This is a genomic window from Herbaspirillum camelliae, from assembly GCF_001929405.1.
GTDB classification, from domain to species: Bacteria; Pseudomonadota; Gammaproteobacteria; order Burkholderiales; family Burkholderiaceae_D; genus Herbaspirillum; species Herbaspirillum seropedicae.
The window spans coordinates 5,317,830-5,336,498 of record NZ_KV880769.1 but is presented as its reverse complement, the minus strand read 5'-3'; the positions used below and the strand labels follow the sequence as shown (position 1 = coordinate 5,336,498).

General features: G+C 63.1%; 17 protein-coding genes. 12 read left to right on the top strand and 5 right to left on the bottom strand.

Annotated elements, in window-relative coordinates; all coding sequences use genetic code 11:
* Nucleotides 1-37 precede the first annotated feature (37 nt).
* Entirely contained in the window at nucleotides 38-1,279 is a 1,242-nt protein-coding gene (locus BGK68_RS23890; RefSeq protein ID WP_075259123.1) for a cystathionine gamma-synthase family protein, read from the top strand.
* A 116-nt stretch (nucleotides 1,280-1,395) separates the two neighbouring features.
* On the opposite strand, the gene BGK68_RS23885 is transcribed toward BGK68_RS23890, so the two are convergent.
* Nucleotides 1,396-1,992, bottom strand: coding sequence for an LOG family protein (locus BGK68_RS23885; protein ID WP_075259122.1), 597 nt, complete (start codon nucleotides 1,990-1,992; stop codon nucleotides 1,396-1,398).
* Between the two features lie 200 nt (nucleotides 1,993-2,192).
* Here BGK68_RS23885 and BGK68_RS23880 point away from each other — a divergent pair, with 200 nt between their 5' ends.
* The 10 genes from BGK68_RS23880 (at nucleotide 2,193) to BGK68_RS23835 (ending at nucleotide 11,888) form a co-directional block, all read left to right on the top strand.
* Nucleotides 2,193-3,209, top strand: a complete 1,017-nt coding sequence (locus tag BGK68_RS23880) for a patatin-like phospholipase family protein (protein WP_075259121.1) — start codon at nucleotides 2,193-2,195, stop codon at nucleotides 3,207-3,209.
* A gap of 87 nt (nucleotides 3,210-3,296) precedes the next feature.
* Nucleotides 3,297-4,199, top strand: coding sequence for an alpha/beta fold hydrolase (locus BGK68_RS23875; RefSeq protein ID WP_075259120.1), 903 nt, complete (start codon nucleotides 3,297-3,299; stop codon nucleotides 4,197-4,199).
* Nucleotides 4,200-4,303: 104 nt separating this feature from the next.
* The gene (locus tag BGK68_RS23870; RefSeq protein WP_075259119.1) at nucleotides 4,304-5,146 is read left to right on the top strand and encodes a 3',5'-nucleoside bisphosphate phosphatase; all 843 of its coding nucleotides are present in this window, start codon (nucleotides 4,304-4,306) and stop codon (nucleotides 5,144-5,146) included.
* A 67-nt stretch (nucleotides 5,147-5,213) separates the two neighbouring features.
* Nucleotides 5,214-6,089 (top strand): protease HtpX, encoded by an 876-nt coding sequence (gene htpX / locus BGK68_RS23865; RefSeq protein ID WP_075259118.1) that lies wholly within the window; start codon nucleotides 5,214-5,216, stop codon nucleotides 6,087-6,089.
* 96 nt (nucleotides 6,090-6,185) lie between these two features.
* Nucleotides 6,186-6,821: an L-threonylcarbamoyladenylate synthase gene (locus BGK68_RS23860; protein WP_075259117.1), complete on the top strand. Its 636-nt coding sequence runs from the start codon at nucleotides 6,186-6,188 to the stop codon at nucleotides 6,819-6,821.
* An 80-nt stretch (nucleotides 6,822-6,901) separates the two neighbouring features.
* Complete coding sequence (locus BGK68_RS23855) at nucleotides 6,902-7,564, top strand: site-2 protease family protein (protein ID WP_013235223.1); 663 nt, start codon at nucleotides 6,902-6,904, stop codon at nucleotides 7,562-7,564.
* Nucleotides 7,565-7,606: 42 nt separating this feature from the next.
* Entirely contained in the window at nucleotides 7,607-8,806 is a 1,200-nt protein-coding gene (locus BGK68_RS23850; RefSeq protein WP_075259116.1) for a tryptophan--tRNA ligase, read from the top strand.
* Between the two features lie 156 nt (nucleotides 8,807-8,962).
* On the top strand, nucleotides 8,963-9,841 hold the full coding sequence (dapA, locus tag BGK68_RS23845) for a 4-hydroxy-tetrahydrodipicolinate synthase (protein WP_075259115.1): 879 nt from the start codon (nucleotides 8,963-8,965) through the stop codon (nucleotides 9,839-9,841).
* 61 nt (nucleotides 9,842-9,902) lie between these two features.
* Nucleotides 9,903-11,084 carry an outer membrane protein assembly factor BamC gene (bamC, locus tag BGK68_RS23840; protein WP_013235220.1) on the top strand — a complete coding sequence of 394 codons (1,182 nt, stop codon included), beginning with the start codon at nucleotides 9,903-9,905 and terminating at the stop codon, nucleotides 11,082-11,084.
* 18 nt (nucleotides 11,085-11,102) lie between these two features.
* The gene (locus BGK68_RS23835) at nucleotides 11,103-11,888 is read left to right on the top strand and encodes an MBL fold metallo-hydrolase (RefSeq protein WP_075259114.1); all 786 of its coding nucleotides are present in this window, start codon (nucleotides 11,103-11,105) and stop codon (nucleotides 11,886-11,888) included.
* 354 nt (nucleotides 11,889-12,242) lie between these two features.
* Here the strand turns inward: BGK68_RS23835 and BGK68_RS23830 are convergent, their stop codons facing one another.
* Together BGK68_RS23830 and BGK68_RS23825 are read right to left on the bottom strand one after the other, a co-directional pair.
* Nucleotides 12,243-12,515 (bottom strand): hypothetical protein, encoded by a 273-nt coding sequence (locus BGK68_RS23830; protein ID WP_075259113.1) that lies wholly within the window; start codon nucleotides 12,513-12,515, stop codon nucleotides 12,243-12,245.
* A gap of 340 nt (nucleotides 12,516-12,855) precedes the next feature.
* On the bottom strand, nucleotides 12,856-13,977 hold the full coding sequence (locus BGK68_RS23825; protein ID WP_233149398.1) for a cupin domain-containing protein: 1,122 nt from the start codon (nucleotides 13,975-13,977) through the stop codon (nucleotides 12,856-12,858).
* A gap of 224 nt (nucleotides 13,978-14,201) precedes the next feature.
* Between BGK68_RS23825 and BGK68_RS23820 the strand changes: the two genes are divergently transcribed.
* Nucleotides 14,202-14,741: an FKBP-type peptidyl-prolyl cis-trans isomerase gene (locus BGK68_RS23820; protein ID WP_075259111.1), complete on the top strand. Its 540-nt coding sequence runs from the start codon at nucleotides 14,202-14,204 to the stop codon at nucleotides 14,739-14,741.
* Nucleotides 14,742-14,921: 180 nt separating this feature from the next.
* Here BGK68_RS23820 and BGK68_RS23815 read toward each other — a convergent pair whose 3' ends face one another.
* Together BGK68_RS23815 and mutS are read right to left on the bottom strand one after the other, a co-directional pair.
* Nucleotides 14,922-15,851, bottom strand: coding sequence for a hypothetical protein (locus tag BGK68_RS23815; protein ID WP_075259110.1), 930 nt, complete (start codon nucleotides 15,849-15,851; stop codon nucleotides 14,922-14,924).
* Between the two features lie 40 nt (nucleotides 15,852-15,891).
* Nucleotides 15,892-18,576, bottom strand: a complete 2,685-nt coding sequence (gene mutS, locus BGK68_RS23810; RefSeq protein ID WP_075259109.1) for a DNA mismatch repair protein MutS — start codon at nucleotides 18,574-18,576, stop codon at nucleotides 15,892-15,894.
* Nucleotides 18,577-18,669: the final 93 nt, after the last annotated feature.

The window sequence follows — 18,669 nt, the reverse complement described above, 5'->3', positions numbered from 1 at the left end:
TGCCGGCGCTGCTTATCCAGCCTTTCCGATTTCCGCGATGAACGATAAAAAGACCTACGGCTTCACCACCACCATCCTCCACAGCGATCGCCAGAAGGGCATCGAGCACGGTTCGCTGCACAAGCCCATCCACACTTCCGTCACCTTTGGCTACGAAGACGCCCGTCAACTGGCTGAAGTGTTCCAGGGCAAGCAGCCCGGCTACCGCTATGGCCGCCAGGGCAACCCGACGGTGGCGGCGCTGGAAGACAAGATCACCAAGATGGAAGACGGCAAGTCCACCATCTGCTTTGCCACCGGCATGGCGGCCATCGGCGCCATCGTCCAGGGCTTGCTGCGCGAGGGCGATCATGTGGTGTCGTCGGCTTTCCTGTTCGGCAATACCAATAGCCTGTGGACGACGGTAGGGGCGCAGGGCGCCAAGGTATCGATGGTCGATGCGACGGACGTGAAGAACGTGGAAGCAGCCATTACCCCCAACACCCGCCTGGTGTTCGTGGAAACCATCGCCAACCCGCGCACCCAGGTGGCGGACCTGAAGCGCATCGGCGAGCTGTGCCGCGAACGCGGCATCCTCTACGTGGTGGACAACACCATGACCTCGCCCTACCTGTTCCGTCCCAAGACGGTGGGTGCGGGCCTGGTGGTCAATTCGCTGACCAAGTCCATCGGCGGCCACGGCAATGCCCTGGGCGGCGCGCTGACCGATACGGGTGAATACGACTGGACCCGCTATCCCCACATCGCCGAGAACTACAAGAAGAACCCGGCCCCGCAGTGGGGCATGGCGCAGATCCGGGCCAAGGCGCTGCGTGACTTTGGCGGTTCGCTGGGGCCAGAAGCCGCGCACCATATCGCCGTCGGCGCCGAGACCATCGCCCTGCGCCAGGAACGTGAATGCAAGAACGCCCTGGCCCTGGCGCAGATGCTGCAAGCCGATGAGCGGGTGGCGGCCGTGTATTACCCGGGGCTGGAGTCGCATCCCCAGCACGCCTTGTCCAAGGCGCTGTTCCGCTCCTTCGGCAGCCTGATGTCCTTCGAACTGAAGGACGGCATCGACTGCTTCGATTACCTCAACCGCCTGCGACTGGCGATCCCCACCAGCAACCTGGGCGACACCCGCACGCTGGTGATTCCGGTGGCGCACACCATCTTCTACGAGATGGGCGCCGAGCGCCGCGCCAGCATGGGCATTGCCGAGTCGCTCATCCGCGTCTCGGTGGGTCTGGAAGACACCGATGATCTGGTGGCCGACTTCCGCCAGGCGCTTGACGCCTGATCCGCTGCGCACAACCCTGATGCGACAACGCCCGTCAGCTCGCAAGAGCGACGGGCGTTGTGCTTGTTGTGCTTGTTGTGCTTGTTGTGCTTGTTGTTGCTGCTGATGCCGCAGCCTCAGGGCAACAGGTTGGCCACCGCCTCGCGATCGGCCCACTTGGTCTTGTAGGTCGGCTTGAAGGTCTGGAAGCGCTGGATCAGCCTGGCCGGATCGGCCTCATGCATCATCAGGCCGGACTGGTCGCTGCTGACGAAGCGCTGCGAGACCAGGTGGTCGACGAAGGCGATCAGGTTGTCGTAGAAGCCTTCCACGTTGTACAGGCAGATCGGCTTGTAGTGGAAGCCCAGTTGCGCCCAGGTCAGCACTTCGAACAGTTCTTCCAGCGTCCCCATGCCGCCCGGCATGGCCACGAAGCCGTCGGAGAGCTCGGCCATCATGGCCTTGCGTTCATGCATGTCCTTGACGATGTGCAGGCGGGTCAGACCGTGATGGCCCAGTTCCTTGTCCAGCAAGGCCTTGGGAATGACACCCGTGGCTTCGCCGCCCAGTTGCATGACCTCGCTGGCGATGATGCCCATCAGGCCGACATTGCCGCCGCCATAGACCAGGGCGATGTTGTTGTTCACCATTTCCCGCGCCAGCTTGCGCGCCGCCTCGGCATAGGCCGGGGACGCGCCGGGAGAAGAGCCGCAATATACGCAAATCGATTTCATGTGTCCTCTGCAGTGTCCGTCGTTACGTCGATACCTCGTTACAATAGCTGAGCTGAAGGGCATGCTTGCCTGAATGTTGTCTAAAAGCAGCACTTTCTCCAGCCGTGTTCCTGTTATACCATGATCGTGCAGTGCAGCATAAGCTTAAGTGCTGACGTGGGCGTGACAGCGCCTGTGATGTGGTCGAGGAAAAGGACATCATGTCGAACAAGATCATCAGTCTGGCCCTGCAAGGTGGCGGCTCGCACGGCGCTTTCACCTGGGGCGTGCTGGATCGCCTGCTGGAAGATGGTCGCCTGGGGTTCGAAGGCATCAGCGGCGCTTCCGCCGGGGCCATGAATGCGGTGGTGCTGGCCCAGGGCTATGTGCAGGATGGCCGCGAGGGTGCGCGCGCGGCGCTGGAGCGCTTCTGGACGGCGCTCTCCACGGGCGCGCCGCTGGACTATATCAACGCCGAAGGCGCGCCGGTGATCGCCAATCCGACGCCCATGCCAGGCATGCAGGCGCTGCTGGCGATGACGCGTTTCTTTTCGCCCACCCAGCTCAATCCGCTGGACATCAACCCGCTGCGCGACATCCTGCTGGAACAGGTGGACTTCGACAGGCTGCGCCGGCAACGGGAATTGAAACTCTTCATCGCCGCCACCCAGGTCAGCACCGGCACCCTGAAGATCTTCCGCAATGCCGACCTGTCGGTGGAGGCGCTGCTGGCCTCGGCCTGTCTGCCGTCGCTGCACCGGCCCATCGAGATCGAGGGAGAAGCCTACTGGGATGGCGGCCTGACCGCCAATCCGCCGATCTTCCCGCTGCTACATGCCTGCGCCGCACGCGATGTGATGGTGGTGCTGCTGCATCCCAGCCGCCGCGCCGGCACGCCGACCTCCAGTCACGATATCGGTCAGCGCCTGTCCGAAATCAGCTTCAGTTCGGCCTTCTTCACCGAACTGAGCGCGCTGGCGCTGGCCAAGCGCGAGGCCGAGAACTCGACCCTGGCCTTCGGTTCGCTGGAACGGCGTCTGCGCCAGCTGAACATGCACATGATCGATGCCAATGAGCTCATGGAGCAGCTCACCAACCTCTCCAAGCTCAATACCCAGGCCAGTTTCATCGGCAGCCTGTTCCAGCAGGGCAGGGAGCGTGCAGCGGAATGGCTGGAGCAGAACTTTGCCCAGGTCGGCCATACGTCCACCTTTGACCTCGGCCGCTTTTTGCCTTGAATCGGCAGGTCTGACGCACGATCGTTCTCTTTTGTCTATACTTTGCGGCTTGATCTTACGCCGCCAGACCATAACAAAGAGAACGCCATGCGCCCCACTATCGCCAAGACATCTTCCTGCTCCGAATTCCTGACCATCCGCGGTCTGCGCTACCACGTGCGCCACTGGGGCGACCCAGAGGCGCCCAAGATCTTCATGCTGCACGGCTGGATGGATATGTCCGCGTCCTTCCAGTTCATGGTCGACGCCCTGCAGGGGCAATGGCATGTGATCGCGCCCGACTGGCGCGGCTTCGGTCTGACCGAGCGCAGCCAGGCCGACTCCTACTGGTTCCCGGATTACCTGGCCGATCTGGACGCCATCATCGACCACTACGCCGGATCGGAAGCCATCAACCTGCTGGGCCACAGCATGGGCGGCAACGTCGTCACGCTCTATGCCGGTGTGCGGCCGCAGCGCATCAAGCGCCTGATCAACCTGGAAGGACTGGGTCTGCCCGCGACCCAGCCGGAGCAGGCGCCCGGACGTTTTGCGCAGTGGATGGACGAGGTGCGCAATCGTCCTGTCCTGCGCGGCTACGATACCCTGGAAGAAGTGGCCCAGCGCCTGCAGAAGAACAATGCGCGCCTGTCCGACGAACGTGCTGCCTTCCTGGCCCAGCACTGGGCGCAGCAGGACGACAGCGGCCTGTGGCAGATCCTGGGCGATCCGGCGCACAAGCAGGTCAGCCCCATCCTGTATCGCGCCGACGAGATGATGGCCTGCTGGCGTCGCATCACCGCGCCGGTGCTGTGGATAGAGGCCATCGACAGCGACATCTGGCGCTTCTTCGGCCCGGCCTCGCTCAAGCGCGAAGAGATCGACCGGCGCATCGCCTGCATCCCGCGGGTGCAGGTCGAGATGATCGCCGATGCCGGTCACATGCTGCACCACGACCAGCCCGAGCGCCTGGCGCAACTGATCGAAGCCTTCCTGCAACAACCGGTCTGAGCGGGGGCGGGGGGAAGGGCGTAAAATAGACCTATTCCAACCCTACTGCATCCCCTGATCGGCGGCAGCCACAAGCGACCGGCCCGTGTCATCGCGCATTGTCTATGTCTGAGCTCAAGTTCGATCTGCATTGCCATTCCAACGTCTCCGACGGCCTGTTGCCGCCCGAGCAGGTGGCCGCACGCGCCAAGGCCAATGGCGTGGGGGTGTGGGCCTTGACCGACCACGATGAAATCGATGGCGTGGCGCGCGCCCGTGTCGCGGCCCAGGCTCTGGGCATGGTGCATGTGGGCGGCGTAGAGATTTCGGTGACCTGGGCTGGTCATACCGTGCATATCGTGGGTCTGCAGATCGACGAAACCAATCCCGCGCTGGTGCAGGGCCTGGCCGCCACCCGCAACGGCCGCGAACGGCGCGCCCGCGAGATCGCCGCGCAGCTGGAGCAGCATGGCGTGGCCGGGGCCTATGAAGGCGCGCTCAAGCATGTGGGCAACCCGGATCTGATCTCGCGCACCCATTTCGCCCGCTTCATGGTCGAGTGCGGTCGCTGCTGCGATACCCGGGAAGTCTTTGCCAACTATCTCACCGAAGGCAAGCCCGGCTACGTGCCGCACCGCTGGGCCACGCTGGAAGAAGCCGTGCGCTGGATCCGCGGGGCCGGCGGAGTGGCGGTGATCGCCCACCCGGGCCGCTACAAATACACCGAGACCCAGTTCGGCGCCTTCTTCGACGAGTTCAGGCAGCTCGGCGGCGCAGCCATCGAGGTCAATACCGGCAGCCACACGCCGGAGCAGTACCAGCAATACGCCCAGGTGGCGCGCCACTATGGCTTTTTGGCGTCGATGGGGTCGGACTTCCACGGTCCGGGCGAATCGCGGGTGGACCTGGGCGGGTTGCCGCCCTTACCTCAAGGTGTCAAGCCGGTCTGGCACGACTGGGCGCTGTAAGCTCTGCACTTGAATTCCGGGGCGGGACTCCTATCTAATAACCACTTTCTTGATAGGAGTTTTCCCCATGAAACGCATCTTGCTGTTTATCGCGACCAATATTGCCGTGCTGGTCGTGATGAGCGTCATCTTGTCGCTGTTGGGCGTAGACCGCTTCCTGACCCGCTCCGGCCTGAACCTGCCGATGCTGCTGGTGTTCTCGCTGGTGGTCGGCTTTACCGGCTCCATCATTTCCTTGCTGATGAGCAAGACCATGGCCAAGTGGTCCACCGGCGCCCGCGTGATCCAGACGCCGATGAACGGCACCGAGGCCTGGCTGCTGCAGACCGTGGGCAAGCTGGCCCAGCGCGCTGGCATCGGCATGCCCGAAGTGGCGGTCTATGACGGCGAGCCCAACGCCTTCGCCACCGGCGCGTTCCGGGACTCGGCGCTGGTCGCGGTCTCGACCGGACTGCTGCAGGGCATGACACAGGACGAAGTGGAAGCGGTGCTGGGCCACGAGGTGGCGCACATCGCCAATGGCGACATGGTCACCATGACGCTGATCCAGGGTGTGGTGAACACCTTCGTGGTCTTCCTGTCGCGGGTGGTGGGTTTCTTCGTCGACTCGGCCCTGCGCCGCAACAGCGATGATTCCGGTCCCGGCATTGGGTATACCGTCACGGTGCTGGTCTGCCAGATCGTCTTTGGCATCGGCGCCTCGATGATCGTGGCCTGGTTCTCGCGCCACCGCGAGTTCCGCGCTGACGCCGGCGCCGCCCGCCTGCTGGGCACGCCCCAGCCGATGATCAATGCACTGGCGCGCCTGGGCGGTTTCTCGCCCGAGGGCCTGCCGCAGAACCTGGCCGCCCTGGGTATCAGCGACAAGCCTGGCGTGATGGAGCTGTTCTCGACGCACCCGCCGCTGGAACAGCGTATTGCCGCCCTGCGCGGTCAACGCTGAGTCCTGCGGACAGCGACAACGGCGGTGGCGACACCGCCGTTGTGCTTTTTACGAATCGGAATTTTTGAATTTGAATTTGGAATTGGAAACCGCCTCATGAGCCAGTTTTTCGAGATTCACCCCGACAACCCCCAGCTGCGCCTGATCAAGCAGGCCGCGCAGATCATCCACAAGGGCGGCCTGGTAGCCTTGCCCACCGATTCCTGCTACGCCCTGGTCTGCCAGCTGGACAACAAGGACGCCGTGGAGCGCGTACGCCGCATCCGTGGTGTGGATGATAAGCACCACCTGACCCTGCTGTGCCGCGACCTCTCCGAAATCGCCCAGTACGCCAAGGTGGACAACCGCCAGTACCGCCTGCTCAAGGCCGCCACGCCGGGCGCCTATACCTTCATCCTGGAAGCCACCAAGGAAGTGCCGCGTCGGCTTTCCCATCCTTCGCGCAAGACCATCGGCCTGCGCGTGCCGGAAAACCGCATCGCCCACATGCTGCTGGAAGAGCTGGGCCAGCCGCTGCTGGGAACTACGCTGATCCTGCCCGACGACGAATTGCCGCTGACCAGTGCGGAAGATATCCGCAGCCACCTCGAAAAGCAGATCGACCTGGTCATCGACAGCGGTGCGTGCAGCCTGGAGCCTACCACCGTCATCGACCTCACCGACGACGAGCAGCCGGTGTTGGTGCGGCAGGGCAGGGGGGATGCTGGAATATTCGGGTTGCAGGCTGCCTAAGTGATTTATTCTTGTCTGCGCGGACCGGAAAACCGCCAATTCCCGGCCCCCGTATTGTCCCTCTGATAAAATCCCGCCCCATGAACGATCTCATCCAGACTGTCGCGGTCTACGCGCTGCCCGTGCTCTTTGCCATCACCCTGCACGAGGCCGCGCACGCGTACGCCGCCAAGTTCTTTGGCGACAATACGGCCTATTCGATGGGCCGCATGAGCCTGAACCCGATCAAGCACATCGATCCCTTCGGCACCATCCTCATTCCTATCCTGCTGTACTTCGCCACCAGTGGCGCTTTCCTGTTCGGTTATGCCAAGCCGGTGCCGATCAACTTCGGCCACCTGCGCAAGCCCAAGCGCGACATGGCCTGGGTCTCGCTGGCCGGCCCGGCGGCTAACTTCTTCATGGCGCTGCTGTGGACGCTGACCATCTATGCGCTGGCGCTGGGCGGGGTGCAGGAAGAATTCTTCATGCTCATGGCCAAGGCCGGGGTGCTGACCAACCTGGTCATGTTCGCCTTCAACCTGTTCCCGATCCCGCCGCTGGACGGTGGCCGCATCCTCACCAGCCTGCTGCCCAACCGCTACGCCTACAAGTTTGCCCAGATCGAGCCCTACGGATTCTTTATCGTCATGGCGCTGGTGCTGGCCAAGGTCATCTACACCTGGTGGATGGCACCGGTGATGTACGGGGCCAGCCTGCTGCTGCAATTGATCACTTATCCCATTACCCTGCTGTTCCAATGATGCATCCAGCCTCAACCGACTACCGACCACGAGCCAACCGCCATGTATCCTGACCGCGTCGTCTCCGGCATGCGCCCCACGGGCGCGCTGCACCTGGGCCACTATCACGGTGCCCTCAAGAACTGGGTCAAGCTGCAATCCGAATTGCCCTGCCTGTTCTTCGTGGCCGACTGGCATGCGCTGACCACCCACTACGACGATCCTTCGGTGATCGAGACCAGCACCTGGGAGATGGTCATCGACTGGCTTGCCGCCGGTGTCGATCCTTCGCAGTCCACGCTGTTCATCCAGTCGCGCGTGCCCGAGCATGCCGAACTGCACTTGCTGCTGTCCATGGCCACGCCGCTGGGCTGGCTGGAGCGCGTGCCGACCTACAAGGACCAGCAGGAAAAGCTGGCCGATCGCGACCTGGCCACCTATGGCTTCCTCGGCTATCCGCTCTTGCAGGCGGCCGACGTGCTGATCTACCGCGCCAGCCAGGTGCCGGTGGGCGAGGACCAGGTGCCGCACATCGAGATCATGCGCGAGATCGCGCGCCGCTTTAACCACCTCTACGGTAAGGAAAAGGGCTTCGAGGAAAAGGCCCTGGCCGCCACCAAGAAGCTGGGCAGCAAGCGCGCCCGGCTGTACCTGGAGCTGCGCACGCAATTCCAGGAAAAGGGCGACGACGAGGCGCTGGAGCAGGCCAAGGCCATGCTCGATGATGCCCAGAACCTGTCGATGATTGACCGTGAACGCCTGTTCGGCTACCTGGAGGGCAGCCGCAAGCTGATCCTCACCGAGCCCCAGGCCATGCTGACCGAGGCGTCGCGCCTGCCGGGGCTGGACGGCGCCAAGATGTCCAAGAGCTACGGCAATGCCATTGCCCTGCGGGAAGACAAGGAATCGGTGACCAAGAAGGTCAAGACCATGCCCACCGACCCCCAGCGCGTGCGCCGCAGCGATCCGGGCGATCCCGACAAATGCCCGGTCTGGCAATTCCACCAGGTCTATTCGTCGGCGGAGGTCAAAGAATGGGCCGCCAAGGGCTGCCGTTCGGCCGGGATTGGTTGCCTGGAATGCAAGCAGCCCGTCATCGACGCCATCCTGCAAGAGCAGCAGCCCATGCTGGAACGCGCCCAACCCTACCTGGACGATCCTTCGCTGGTGCGCGCCATCGTTGCCGATGGCTGCGACAAAGCCCGCAAGCTGGCCCAGGAAACCATGCGCGACGTGCGCGAGGCCATGGGGCTGGGCTATTGAATCGGGGCGTGCGCGAGCCGCTCTGAGGCGGCTGCAGGGGGACGGACACTCTTTTTTACGTCCGGTTTCATCTCAGTCAGCCCCAAATTGACCTGTTGAGGCGTCTATCCGCTACAATCAGGCCTTTATTTTGACCATCACCAAAATACGTACATCATGATCAAGGGCAGCATTGTTGCAATCGTCACTCCCATGCATCAGGACGGCAGCCTCGACTACGACGGCCTGCGCAAGCTGATCGACTGGCATATCGCCGAGGGAACGGACAGCATCGTCATCGTCGGCACAACCGGCGAATCCCCCACCGTCTCGATGGAAGAGCACTGCGAACTGATCAAGGTCGCAGTCGAGCACACCGCCAAACGCATCCCCATCATCGCCGGCACCGGCGGCAATTCCACCTCCGAGGCGATCGAACTGACCGAATTCGCCAAGAAGGTCGGCGCCGATGCCTCGCTGCAAGTGGTGCCGTACTACAACCGTCCTACCCAGGAAGGCATGTACCTGCACTTCAAGAAGATCGCCGAGTCGGTCGATCTTCCCGTGATCCTGTACAACGTGCCCGGCCGCACGGTTGCTGACATGAGCAACGAGACCATCCTGCGCCTGGCGCAGGTCAAGGGCATCGTCGGTGTGAAGGACGCCACCGGCAACATCGCCCGCGGCACCGACCTGATCCGCCTGGCACCCAAGAACTTCGCCGTCTATTCGGGCGACGACGCCACCGCCATCGCGCTGATGCTGTACGGCGGCGCCGGCAATATCTCGGTGACGGCCAACGTGGCCCCGCGTGACATGCACGAGCTGTGCGTGGCCGCCATGAGCGGCAACATCGCCCGCGCCGTGGAACTGAACAACAAGCTCTTGCCGCTGCACAACAAGCTCTTCGTCGAACCCAATCCGGTGCCGCTGAAGTGGGCCATGCAGGAAATGGGGCTGATCCCGTCGGGCATGCGCCTGCCGCTGGCGCCGCTGGGGGCGGCTTACCACGACACCGTGCGCGCGGCATTGCGCGAGTCGGGTGTATTAAAATAAACGGCTTGGCCGCTCCGGCGCAGGTCTCCTGAAATTCGATTCCGCTTTCAATAGTAACGATATGACTAATAGCAAGAACGTTCGTCCGGTTGTCCGCTCGGCGGCCACACTTACCCAACGCAGCATTGTCGTCGCACTGGCGCTGGCCGGCCTGGCAGGATGCTCGTCCGTCGGCAACCTGCTCGACGGCGACCGTATCGATTACAAGAGTGCGGAAAAAGCCCGCGGCCCGCGTCTGGAAGTGCCGCCCGACCTGACCCAGCTGCAGCGCGACAACCGCTACGCCATTCCGGAAGCCAACAAGGGCGTGGCGACCGCGTCGGGCTATCAGCTGGAACAGCAGACCCGTCCGGCCAACGAAATCACCTCGGTGGCCCCGGCCGCCAAGGGCGACGAGATCCGCATCGAACGCGATGGCTCGCAGCGCTGGCTGGTGGTCAAGCAGACTCCCGAGCAGCTGTGGCCGCAGATCAAGGATTTCTGGCAGGACAGCGGTTTCCTGATCAACATCGAATCGCCCGACACCGGCGTGATGGAAACCGACTGGGCCGAGAACCGCGCCAAGATCCCCCAGGACTTCGTGCGCAATACGCTGGGCAAGGTGTTCGATTCGCTGTACTCCACCGGCGAGCGTGACAAGTTCCGCACCCGCCTGGAGCGCGGCCCCAACGGCACCACCGAGATCTTCATCAGCCATCGCGGCGCCGAAGAAGTGCTGACCGGTTCGGCCAAGGAAACCTCGGTGTGGACCGCGCGTCCTTCCGACCCCGGCCTGGAAGCCGAATTCCTGTCGCGCCTGATGGTGCGCCTGGGCGCCGAGGAAACCAAGGCCAAGGCCGCCGTGGCCAATGCGCCCTCGCTGCAGGCCCGTTCGCGCCTGCAGAAGACCGCTGCCGGTACCAGCGTGCAAGTGGATGAAGGCTTCGAACGCGCATGGCGTCGCGTCGGCCTGGCGTTGGATCGCGTCGGCTTCACCGTCGAAGACCGCGACCGCAGCCAGGGCATCTACTACGTGCGCTACGTGGACCAGAACCAGGACGCCAAGGACAAGAAGGACGAGGGCTTCTTCTCGCGCATCTTCAGCTCCAAGGACAAGGACAAGAAGGCCGCCAAGTACCGCATCGTGGTCAAGGGCGCCGGCAGTGACAGCAGCAATATCGTCGTGCAGAACGGCGAGGGCGGTCCGGATACCTCGGGCATCTCCGACAAGATCCTGGGTCTGCTCAACGAGCAGCTGAAGTAAGCAGGACCCGGGGCTCAGATGAAGTTCGCGAGCCTCGGTAGCGGCAGCGAAGGCAATGCGCTGCTGATCTCGGCCGCAGCCGGCGACCAGCGTCCCTCTTCCGGGACCACGGTCATGCTGGACTGCGGCTTTACTTTGCGCGAAGCGGAAAGGCGCATGCTGCGCCTGGGGCTGGATCCCTCGGACGTGTCGGCCATCGTCGTCACCCACGAACATTCGGACCACGTCAGCGGCGTCTTCAAGTTCGCCCGCCGCTATCGCATCCCGGTCTGGCTCAGCTATGGCACCTGGCAGGCCGTGGCCGACCAGGCGACCGATGTCGATGTGCAATTCTGCGCCGATGGCCAGAAGCTGGCCATCGGTGACCTCGAACTCTCCCCCTATACCGTGCCGCATGACGCGCGCGAACCCATCCAGTATGTGGCTGGCGATGGCGACCGCCGTCTGGGCGTGCTCACCGATGCCGGCCAGCCGACTGCCCATCTGGTGCAAGCCCTGGGCGCCTGCGACGCCTTGCTGCTGGAATGCAATCACGACCGCGACATGCTGGATCGCTCACCTTATCCGGCTTTCCTGAAGCGTCGCATCGGTGGCGACTACGGGCACCTGGCCAATGACGCCAGCGCAGAAATCTTGCGCATGCTCGACAAGCGCCGCTTAAAGCGCGTCATCGGGGCGCACCTGAGCCAGCAGAACAATACGCCCGAACTGGCCCGCGCCGCGCTGGAAGGGGTGCTCGGCACGACCTTCGGCGACATTGGCATTGCCTGCCAGGCCGAGGGCTTTGGCTGGCTGGACGTCTGAAAAAAAGCGAGCTGGTCAGCCTCTTGTCAGGCCGCAGTGCGCCGCAGCAGAAACATTTTGTTTCCTTTTGCTTTCCTCCTGCATGCCTACGTTGTCGTATCTGCGGCGATATCGCTTGTTCGTCACAGCAGGCGGCTGGTGCTTGTCAGCACCTTGTAAGTAGTCGGGTCAGCTAGCTCGTGCGAAATGCGCCTGTAGGAGCAACTGACGCGTTCTGGGGGGTGTTGGGAGGGGAGGTGAGTGCACACGCAAAACGTTGCTGGCGTGTATCGGGAGAGTGGGATTGTCCGCACAAACGTGCGGACGAAAAAAAACCGGCCCTGCGGCCGGTTTTTTCCGAAAATAATCCGAAGATTACTTGGCGGGAGCGGCTTCAGCCGGCTTGGCATCAGCAGCCGGAGCGGCAGCGTCAGCAGGCTTCGCGTCGGCAGCCGGAGCAGCGGCGTCAGCCGGCTTGGCAGCGTCAGCAGCAGGAGCGGCGTCAGCCGGCTTTGCATCAGCAGCCGGAGCAGCGGCGGCCGGAGCTTCAGCAGCAGGAGCAGCAGCAGGTGCCGGAGCTTCTTCCTTCTTGCCGCAAGCAGCCAGGGCAACAGCCAACAACGAAGCGATCAACAGAGTCTTTTTCATGAATATTCCTTCAGTATTTAAAAATTGTGCGATGAATAATTACCGGTAATTATCGCTCTACTAGGAGGCTTTCGCCGCAGGGTATGACCTTACGGTCGTGCTTCGGTTCTTGCTTCTTTTTACTGCCGAAACTTCTCCGGACAACGAAAACTTTCCAGCCCATCATTATAGCTATTTTTTTCCGAAATCACACCGCAATCATTCTAATTCGTAAGAATTTGTAAGTTCTTACATTTTTGACCATGCGCCCGGAAGGCCTTTGTTGGCGCAGCTTTCCGGAGCTTTCTCAAGTGATTTCTAGATTGCTCAAGCTTGGTTTTGCATTAATCTCAAACAAATCTCAAACAAATTCTATCCAGCCACTTTCATGCCATTGATGCAGGGCTTCGAGCAGGTCTTCGGAGGCCAGGTCGAAGTCGTTTTTCTCCAGCATGCGGTGATCTGCGAGCCTGGCCAGGATGGCTTTGTCCTGGCGGGATACCTGGAAGGATTCCCCGTTGATGAAGACGTGCGAGCCGCGATAGAGCATGCGCGTCTTGCGATGCAGCACCAGACCGCGTTTCTTGGCCCCCTGGAAAAAGCGAGCAAAGGACAGTTCCTGGGCCGGCGCTTCGAAGAACACCGAAGGTTTGGGTTCGGAAAGATGCTGGCCGAGGAAGATGGTGATGTCGTCGTCGGTGAAGCGGATCTTGTTGAGCTCATCGCGGATGCGCGCGATCATGTCGGCCTGCAGCTCGGCCGGGCGGGCGCTGGTCTTGAGGTCGGGATCGGCATAGCGGCCGGGCAGGTCGATGGTGTCCATCATGAACTCCAGGAAGGACTCGCCCAGTTCCTGGTAGGTCGGCGCGCGGAAGCCAATGGAGTAGGTCATGCACTCTCCGACGGCCACGCCGTCGTGGGCGTAATGCGGTGGCAGATAGAGCATGTCGCCGGGTTCCAGCACGAACTCTTCTTCAGCCTGGAAGTGGCTCAGGATCTTCAGCGGCACGCCTTCTTCCAGCGTCAGGTCGTCCTGGGCGCTGATGCGCCAGCGCCGCTGGCCGTGGGCCTGCAGCAGGAACACGTCATAGGAATCGAAGTGCGGACCGACGCCGCCGCCGTCGCTGGCATAGCTGATCATCAGGTCGTCCAGGCGTGCATCCGGTACGAAGCGGAACTGGCGCAGCAGGGCGTCGGCCGCCGGATGATGCAGGTTCACGCCCTGTACTAGCAGGGTCCAGGCTTTCTGCTTCAAGGGAGGCAGCTTGCTGAAGGGGCCGTGCTGCATGTCCCAGCCGTCTTCGCGGTGGGTGATCAGGCGCGATTCGACATCGTCGCGGCGGGCCAGGTCGAACAGCTCCTGGCGCGGCAGCGGTGCGGAAAAGCCGGGAATGGCGTTGCGGATCAGGAGCGGCTTCTTGTGCCAGTAGTCACGCAGGAATTGGGCGGGTGTGATGCCGCCGAGCAGATCGAGTTTTTTCATGCCCGCCATTATAGGCGGGCTGGCACAGCAGCAAGCCATTGGCAGCCACCAAGTTTGATGCAGGTATAATCACGGAGTCGAGAAACCGTTTTGAAAGAGTCCTTGCCTTGCGGGAATGGCAGGGGGATGGTTCTTAGGCCCCAACCCGGGTGGCAGGCGTGTCGCGCGACCAGACCGCAGCGCCTGCCGCTCCCGCACCACTATCGATACAAAGGACCCTTACGATGAAGATCGCGAAGAATACCGTCGTTTCTGTCAACTACAAGCTGTCGGACGCCCAGAACAACCTGATCGAGCAAAGCAGCGAGCCGATGGTCTATCTGCACGGCGGCTACCACAACACCCTGCCCAAGATCGAGGAAGCGCTGGACGGCAAGGAAGCCGGCTACAGCACCACCATCCAGGTCGAGCCTGAAGACGCCTTCGGCGAATACGATTCCGAACTGGTCAAGATCGAGCCGGTCGAGCGCCTGCCGCAACCGCTGGAAGTGGGCATGCAGTTCGAAGGCTCGCCCGATGATGACAACGAAGAATCGGTCATCTTCACCGTCACCGAAGTGGCCGACGGCAAGGCCGTGCTGGATGGCAACCATCCGCTGGCCGGCATCGCCCTGCGTTTCGAACTGGCGGTGACCGAAGTGCGCGCCGCCTCCGAGGAAGAAGTGTCCCACGGCCACGTGCATGGTCCGCACGGCCATCACCACCATTATGACGAAGATGAAGGCGAAGCCGGCGACCACTTCCGCAGCCAGCCGCTGAACTGATCGCATCGCTGGATCGGCCACCGCCTGGCGAACCAGGCGGCCACAGCAAGATGAAGCAAGATGAAGCAAGATAAGCAACAACGCCCGCCGGGTCATCCGGCGGGCGTTTTTGTTTGGTACCAGGGTTCGGGTGGTCTAGCTCAACTTGGTCCAACCTGGCTCAATTTGAATCAATTTGAATCAACGCCGCTCACCGTCCGCATCCGCCACGGCAAACAGTTGTGGCAGGTGGTCGTCCACCACGATCTTGAGCCAGCGCTCGCCCACGGCGACATTGCCTAGCTTGCCCGTCCAGAGGATATGGCTGGGCGTCTTCGGCTTGGGCGACTGGCCATGGACCACCAGGACACGCCCGGCAAAGTTGCCCGACAGGTCGGAAAACAGTCGTCGCGTCTCCGCAAAACCGTCGCGCTGGGTGCGGAAGAAGGAGCGTTTTGGCGGCGGACCGAAGGGATTGCCATCGCTGAAGAAGACGATGGCGGCGCTTTTCTTCAGCGCGGCGAAGGCAAACAGGTGTTGCAGCCAGTTGCGGTTGGCGATGAGCCGGTCTTCGAATTCATTGTTGCGTCCGCCATCGAGCAGGAAGTGGTTATTGCCCGCCGGCAGGTTGACCGTGGCAAAGATCACGTTGCCCACTTCCCAGCGGGTATTCTCGGCATAGCTGCGGAACTTGGGGGTGAGCGATTGCCGCAGCATCGGCAGACGTGTCGCCCCCAGGGAGAATTCGCCGGAATAGAAGATCTCGCGCATGCGCGCCAGCCGTTCGATCGCGTCCGAGCGGTTTTCACGGTCGCGGCAGGTGATCCAGTCACTGCCGGCCAAGGACAGGAAGACGCCGTTCTGGGCCTGCGAGAGCAGCTCGTGGCGGGCGTTGTAGAGCGTATCGTCGCAGCTTTCCGAGGGCGACTTGATGCCGTTGACGACGACGAAGGCCAGATTGTCCGCATCGGTCTCGGCCAGCGCCTGGCGCAGCGTTTGCTCGCTCTTGCCGCCGGCGGCGGCATGATTGATGACGCCGAAGGAAAAATCCAGCGGCGCCGCCACCGCCGCACCCGCCGCCAACAAGGCACAGGCCAGCAGGGTGCGAGGCAGGAGACGGCGTAAGCTCATGCGGGTTTCCTGGAAAAGAGTCGGGTCGACGGCTTGCGCTTCACTGCGGCGGCTGCAAGGCCTTCAACTGATACAAGGCCTCCAGCGCCTGGCGTGGTGTAAGCGCATCGGGGTCGATCTGCGCCAGCGTCTGCAGCAGCGCCTGCGCCAGCGGATCGGGTTCGACCGCAGCGGGCGCGCTGCGTTCATCGCCTGGGTCCGTGTCATCCTGTGTCCCGGGTGTTGCGAATGCCGGGGCGCTGAACAGGTCGAACTGCGGCGTGGCTTGCATGGACTGGCTTTCCAGCGCCGAGAGATGCTTGCGCGCGGCGCGGATGACTGGCGCCGGTACGCCCGCCAGCTGCGCCACCTGCAGGCCATAGCTCTGCGAGGCCGGGCCGCTCTGCACGGCGTGCAGGAAGACGATGCTGTCCTTGTGCTCCACCGCTGAGAGATGCACATTGGCCGCCGTAGGATGGATCTCGGGCAACTGCGTCAGTTCGAAGTAGTGGGTGGCAAAGAGCGTGAAGCTGCGCGTGACGTCGATCAGATGCTTGGCAATCGCCCAGGCCAGCGCCAGCCCGTCGAAGGTGGAGGTGCCGCGCCCGACCTCATCCATCAGCACCAGCGACTGCTCGGTGGCATTGTTGAGGATGGCGGCCGATTCGGTCATCTCCACCATGAAGGTCGAGCGCCCGCCGGCCAGGTCGTCGGCCGCGCCGATGCGGGTGAAGATGCGATCCACCGGGCCGATCACGGCGCTGGTGGCCGGCACGAAGCTGCCCACATAGGCTAGCAGCGTGATCAGCGCCACCTGGCGCATGAAGGTCGATTTACCCCCCATGTTGGGGCCGGTGATGAGCAGCAGGCGGCGCTCGGCGGCCAACTGGCAATCGTTGGCGATGAAACGCTCGATCTGGTTTTCCACCACCGGGTGGCGACCCTGTTCGATCTGGATGCAGGGTTCATCGACCAGTTGCGGCGCGCACCAGTTGTTGCGTACGGCGTGGTCGGCCAGCGCCACCAGGGTGTCGAGCTGGGCTAGTGCATGGGCGATGGCTTGCAGGCGCACGATGTGCGCGCCCATGTCGCCCAGCAGCTGTTCATAGAGGAACTTCTCGCGCGACAGCGAGCGCTCCTGGGCCGACAGCGCCTTGTCCTCGAAGGCCTTGAGCTCGGGGATGATGTAGCGCTCGGCATTCTTGAGGGTCTGGCGGCGGCGGTAATCTTCCGGCACCTTGTCGGTCTGGCCGTGCGTGACCTCGATATAGAAGCCATGCACCTTGTTGTATTCCACCCGCAGGTTGGCGATGCCGGTGCGCTCGCGTTCGCGCGCTTCCAGGTCCAGCAGGTACTGGCCGGCGTTCTCGGACAGGCCGCGCAGTTCGTCGAGCTCGGCGTCGAAGCCGCGCGCGATCACGCCGCCGTCGCGCACCATCGCCGCCGGTTCCAGCATGATGGCGCGTTCCAGCAGGTCCAGGCATTCCACGGGCGTGGCCAGGTCGTCGTGCAGCTGCGTCAGCAGCGCTGCGTCGGCGTCGCGCCCGCACATCTCCACGTAGGCGCGCAGCGAGCCCAGTTGCTGCAGGCCGGCGCGCAGGCCCGCCAGGTCGCGCGGACGCGCCGACAGCAGGGCGATGCGGGTGGTGATGCGTTCGATATCCGGCACCGCCGCCAGCGTGGCCGACAGGCCCGAGCAGGCATCGGTGCGCATCAGGGCGTTGATGGCGGCATGACGGGCGCGCGCCACCTGCTGGTCGCGCAGCGCGTGGTGCAGCCAGTGGCGCAGCAGGCGCGAGCCCATGGCGGTGCGGCAATGGTCCAGCGTGGAGAAGAGGGTGGGAGCCAGCGCATTGGCGTCCTGCGAGCGGATGGTCTCGGTCAGCTCCAGGTTGCGGCGGGTGGCGGCGTCCAGGCCGATGAATTCGTTCTCGGATTCGACCGTCAGGGTGCGCACGTGCTGCAGGCCGCGTCCCTGGGTCGATTGCGCATAGCGCAGCAGGGCGCCGGCTGCGCAGATGGCCGGTCCCAGGCCGTCGGCGCCAAAGCCGTGCAGGGTGGCCACGCCCAACTGGTCGAGCAGGGCCTTTTCACTGCTGGGCTGGTCGAAATGCCAGTCCGGCACGGTCACGGCGCGGTTGGGCAAAAGCGGTTCGCACAATTCCAGCTGGCCGTCGGCCACCAGCACCTCGGCCGCCGAGATGCGCTCCAGTTCCTGCTTCACGCGGCCATCCAGCAGCGCCGCCTCGACCGTGAATTCCATCATCTTCAGCGCACCGCTGGCCATGGACAGCCAGGACAGTCCCACCTGCATCTGCTTGCGCGACTTCGACGGCACCAGTTGCATGGCCAGCAGGCAACGCTCGGCCTTTTCCGGCAGCAGGTCGGAATCGGTCAGCGTGCCCGGCGTGACTACCCGCACCACCTTGCGCTCCACCGGCCCCTTGCTGGTGGCGGGGTCGCCGATCTGCTCGCAGATGGCCACCGATTCGCCCAGCTTGATCAGGCGCGCCAGGTATTGCTCCACCGAGTGGAAGGGCACGCCGGCCATCTTGATCGGATTGCCGTTGGAGGAACCGCGCTGGGTGAGCGTGACGCCCATCAGGCGCGAGGCCTTCTCGGCGTCTTCGAAGAACAGTTCATAGAAATCGCCCATGCGGTAGAACACCAGCGTGTTGGGGTGGTCCGCTTTGATGCGTAGATACTGCTGCATCATCGGAGTATGGGCGGCAAGGTCTTTGGTCATTGGTCACTCATGGCGATGCGTGGATCGCGTCTTGCAAGTTCGGGGATGCGAGGCCGCGCGTGCTGGTCCGGAGGGCGGATCATCGATCCGCGT

Excerpts from the sequence above, each read along its gene's own strand:
- BGK68_RS23815 (WP_075259110.1), bottom strand. The coding sequence starts at position 15,851 with ATGAGCTTACGCCGTCTCCTGCCTCGCACCCTGCTGGCCTGTGCCTTG.
- BGK68_RS23855 (WP_013235223.1), top strand. The coding sequence starts at position 6,902 with ATGAACGATCTCATCCAGACTGTCGCGGTCTACGCGCTGCCCGTGCTC.
- dapA (WP_075259115.1), top strand. The coding sequence starts at position 8,963 with ATGATCAAGGGCAGCATTGTTGCAATCGTCACTCCCATGCATCAGGAC.
- BGK68_RS23870 (WP_075259119.1), top strand. The coding sequence starts at position 4,304 with ATGTCTGAGCTCAAGTTCGATCTGCATTGCCATTCCAACGTCTCCGAC.
- bamC (WP_013235220.1), top strand. The coding sequence starts at position 9,903 with ATGACTAATAGCAAGAACGTTCGTCCGGTTGTCCGCTCGGCGGCCACA.
- BGK68_RS23890 (WP_075259123.1), top strand. The coding sequence starts at position 38 with ATGAACGATAAAAAGACCTACGGCTTCACCACCACCATCCTCCACAGC.
- BGK68_RS23820 (WP_075259111.1), top strand. The coding sequence starts at position 14,202 with ATGAAGATCGCGAAGAATACCGTCGTTTCTGTCAACTACAAGCTGTCG.
- BGK68_RS23875 (WP_075259120.1), top strand. The coding sequence starts at position 3,297 with ATGCGCCCCACTATCGCCAAGACATCTTCCTGCTCCGAATTCCTGACC.
- mutS (WP_075259109.1), bottom strand. The coding sequence starts at position 18,576 with ATGACCAAAGACCTTGCCGCCCATACTCCGATGATGCAGCAGTATCTA.
- BGK68_RS23880 (WP_075259121.1), top strand. The coding sequence starts at position 2,193 with ATGTCGAACAAGATCATCAGTCTGGCCCTGCAAGGTGGCGGCTCGCAC.
- BGK68_RS23850 (WP_075259116.1), top strand. The coding sequence starts at position 7,607 with ATGTATCCTGACCGCGTCGTCTCCGGCATGCGCCCCACGGGCGCGCTG.
- BGK68_RS23860 (WP_075259117.1), top strand. The coding sequence starts at position 6,186 with ATGAGCCAGTTTTTCGAGATTCACCCCGACAACCCCCAGCTGCGCCTG.
- BGK68_RS23830 (WP_075259113.1), bottom strand. The coding sequence starts at position 12,515 with ATGAAAAAGACTCTGTTGATCGCTTCGTTGTTGGCTGTTGCCCTGGCT.
- htpX (WP_075259118.1), top strand. The coding sequence starts at position 5,214 with ATGAAACGCATCTTGCTGTTTATCGCGACCAATATTGCCGTGCTGGTC.
- BGK68_RS23825 (WP_233149398.1), bottom strand. The coding sequence starts at position 13,977 with ATGAAAAAACTCGATCTGCTCGGCGGCATCACACCCGCCCAATTCCTG.
- BGK68_RS23835 (WP_075259114.1), top strand. The coding sequence starts at position 11,103 with ATGAAGTTCGCGAGCCTCGGTAGCGGCAGCGAAGGCAATGCGCTGCTG.
- BGK68_RS23885 (WP_075259122.1), bottom strand. The coding sequence starts at position 1,992 with ATGAAATCGATTTGCGTATATTGCGGCTCTTCTCCCGGCGCGTCCCCG.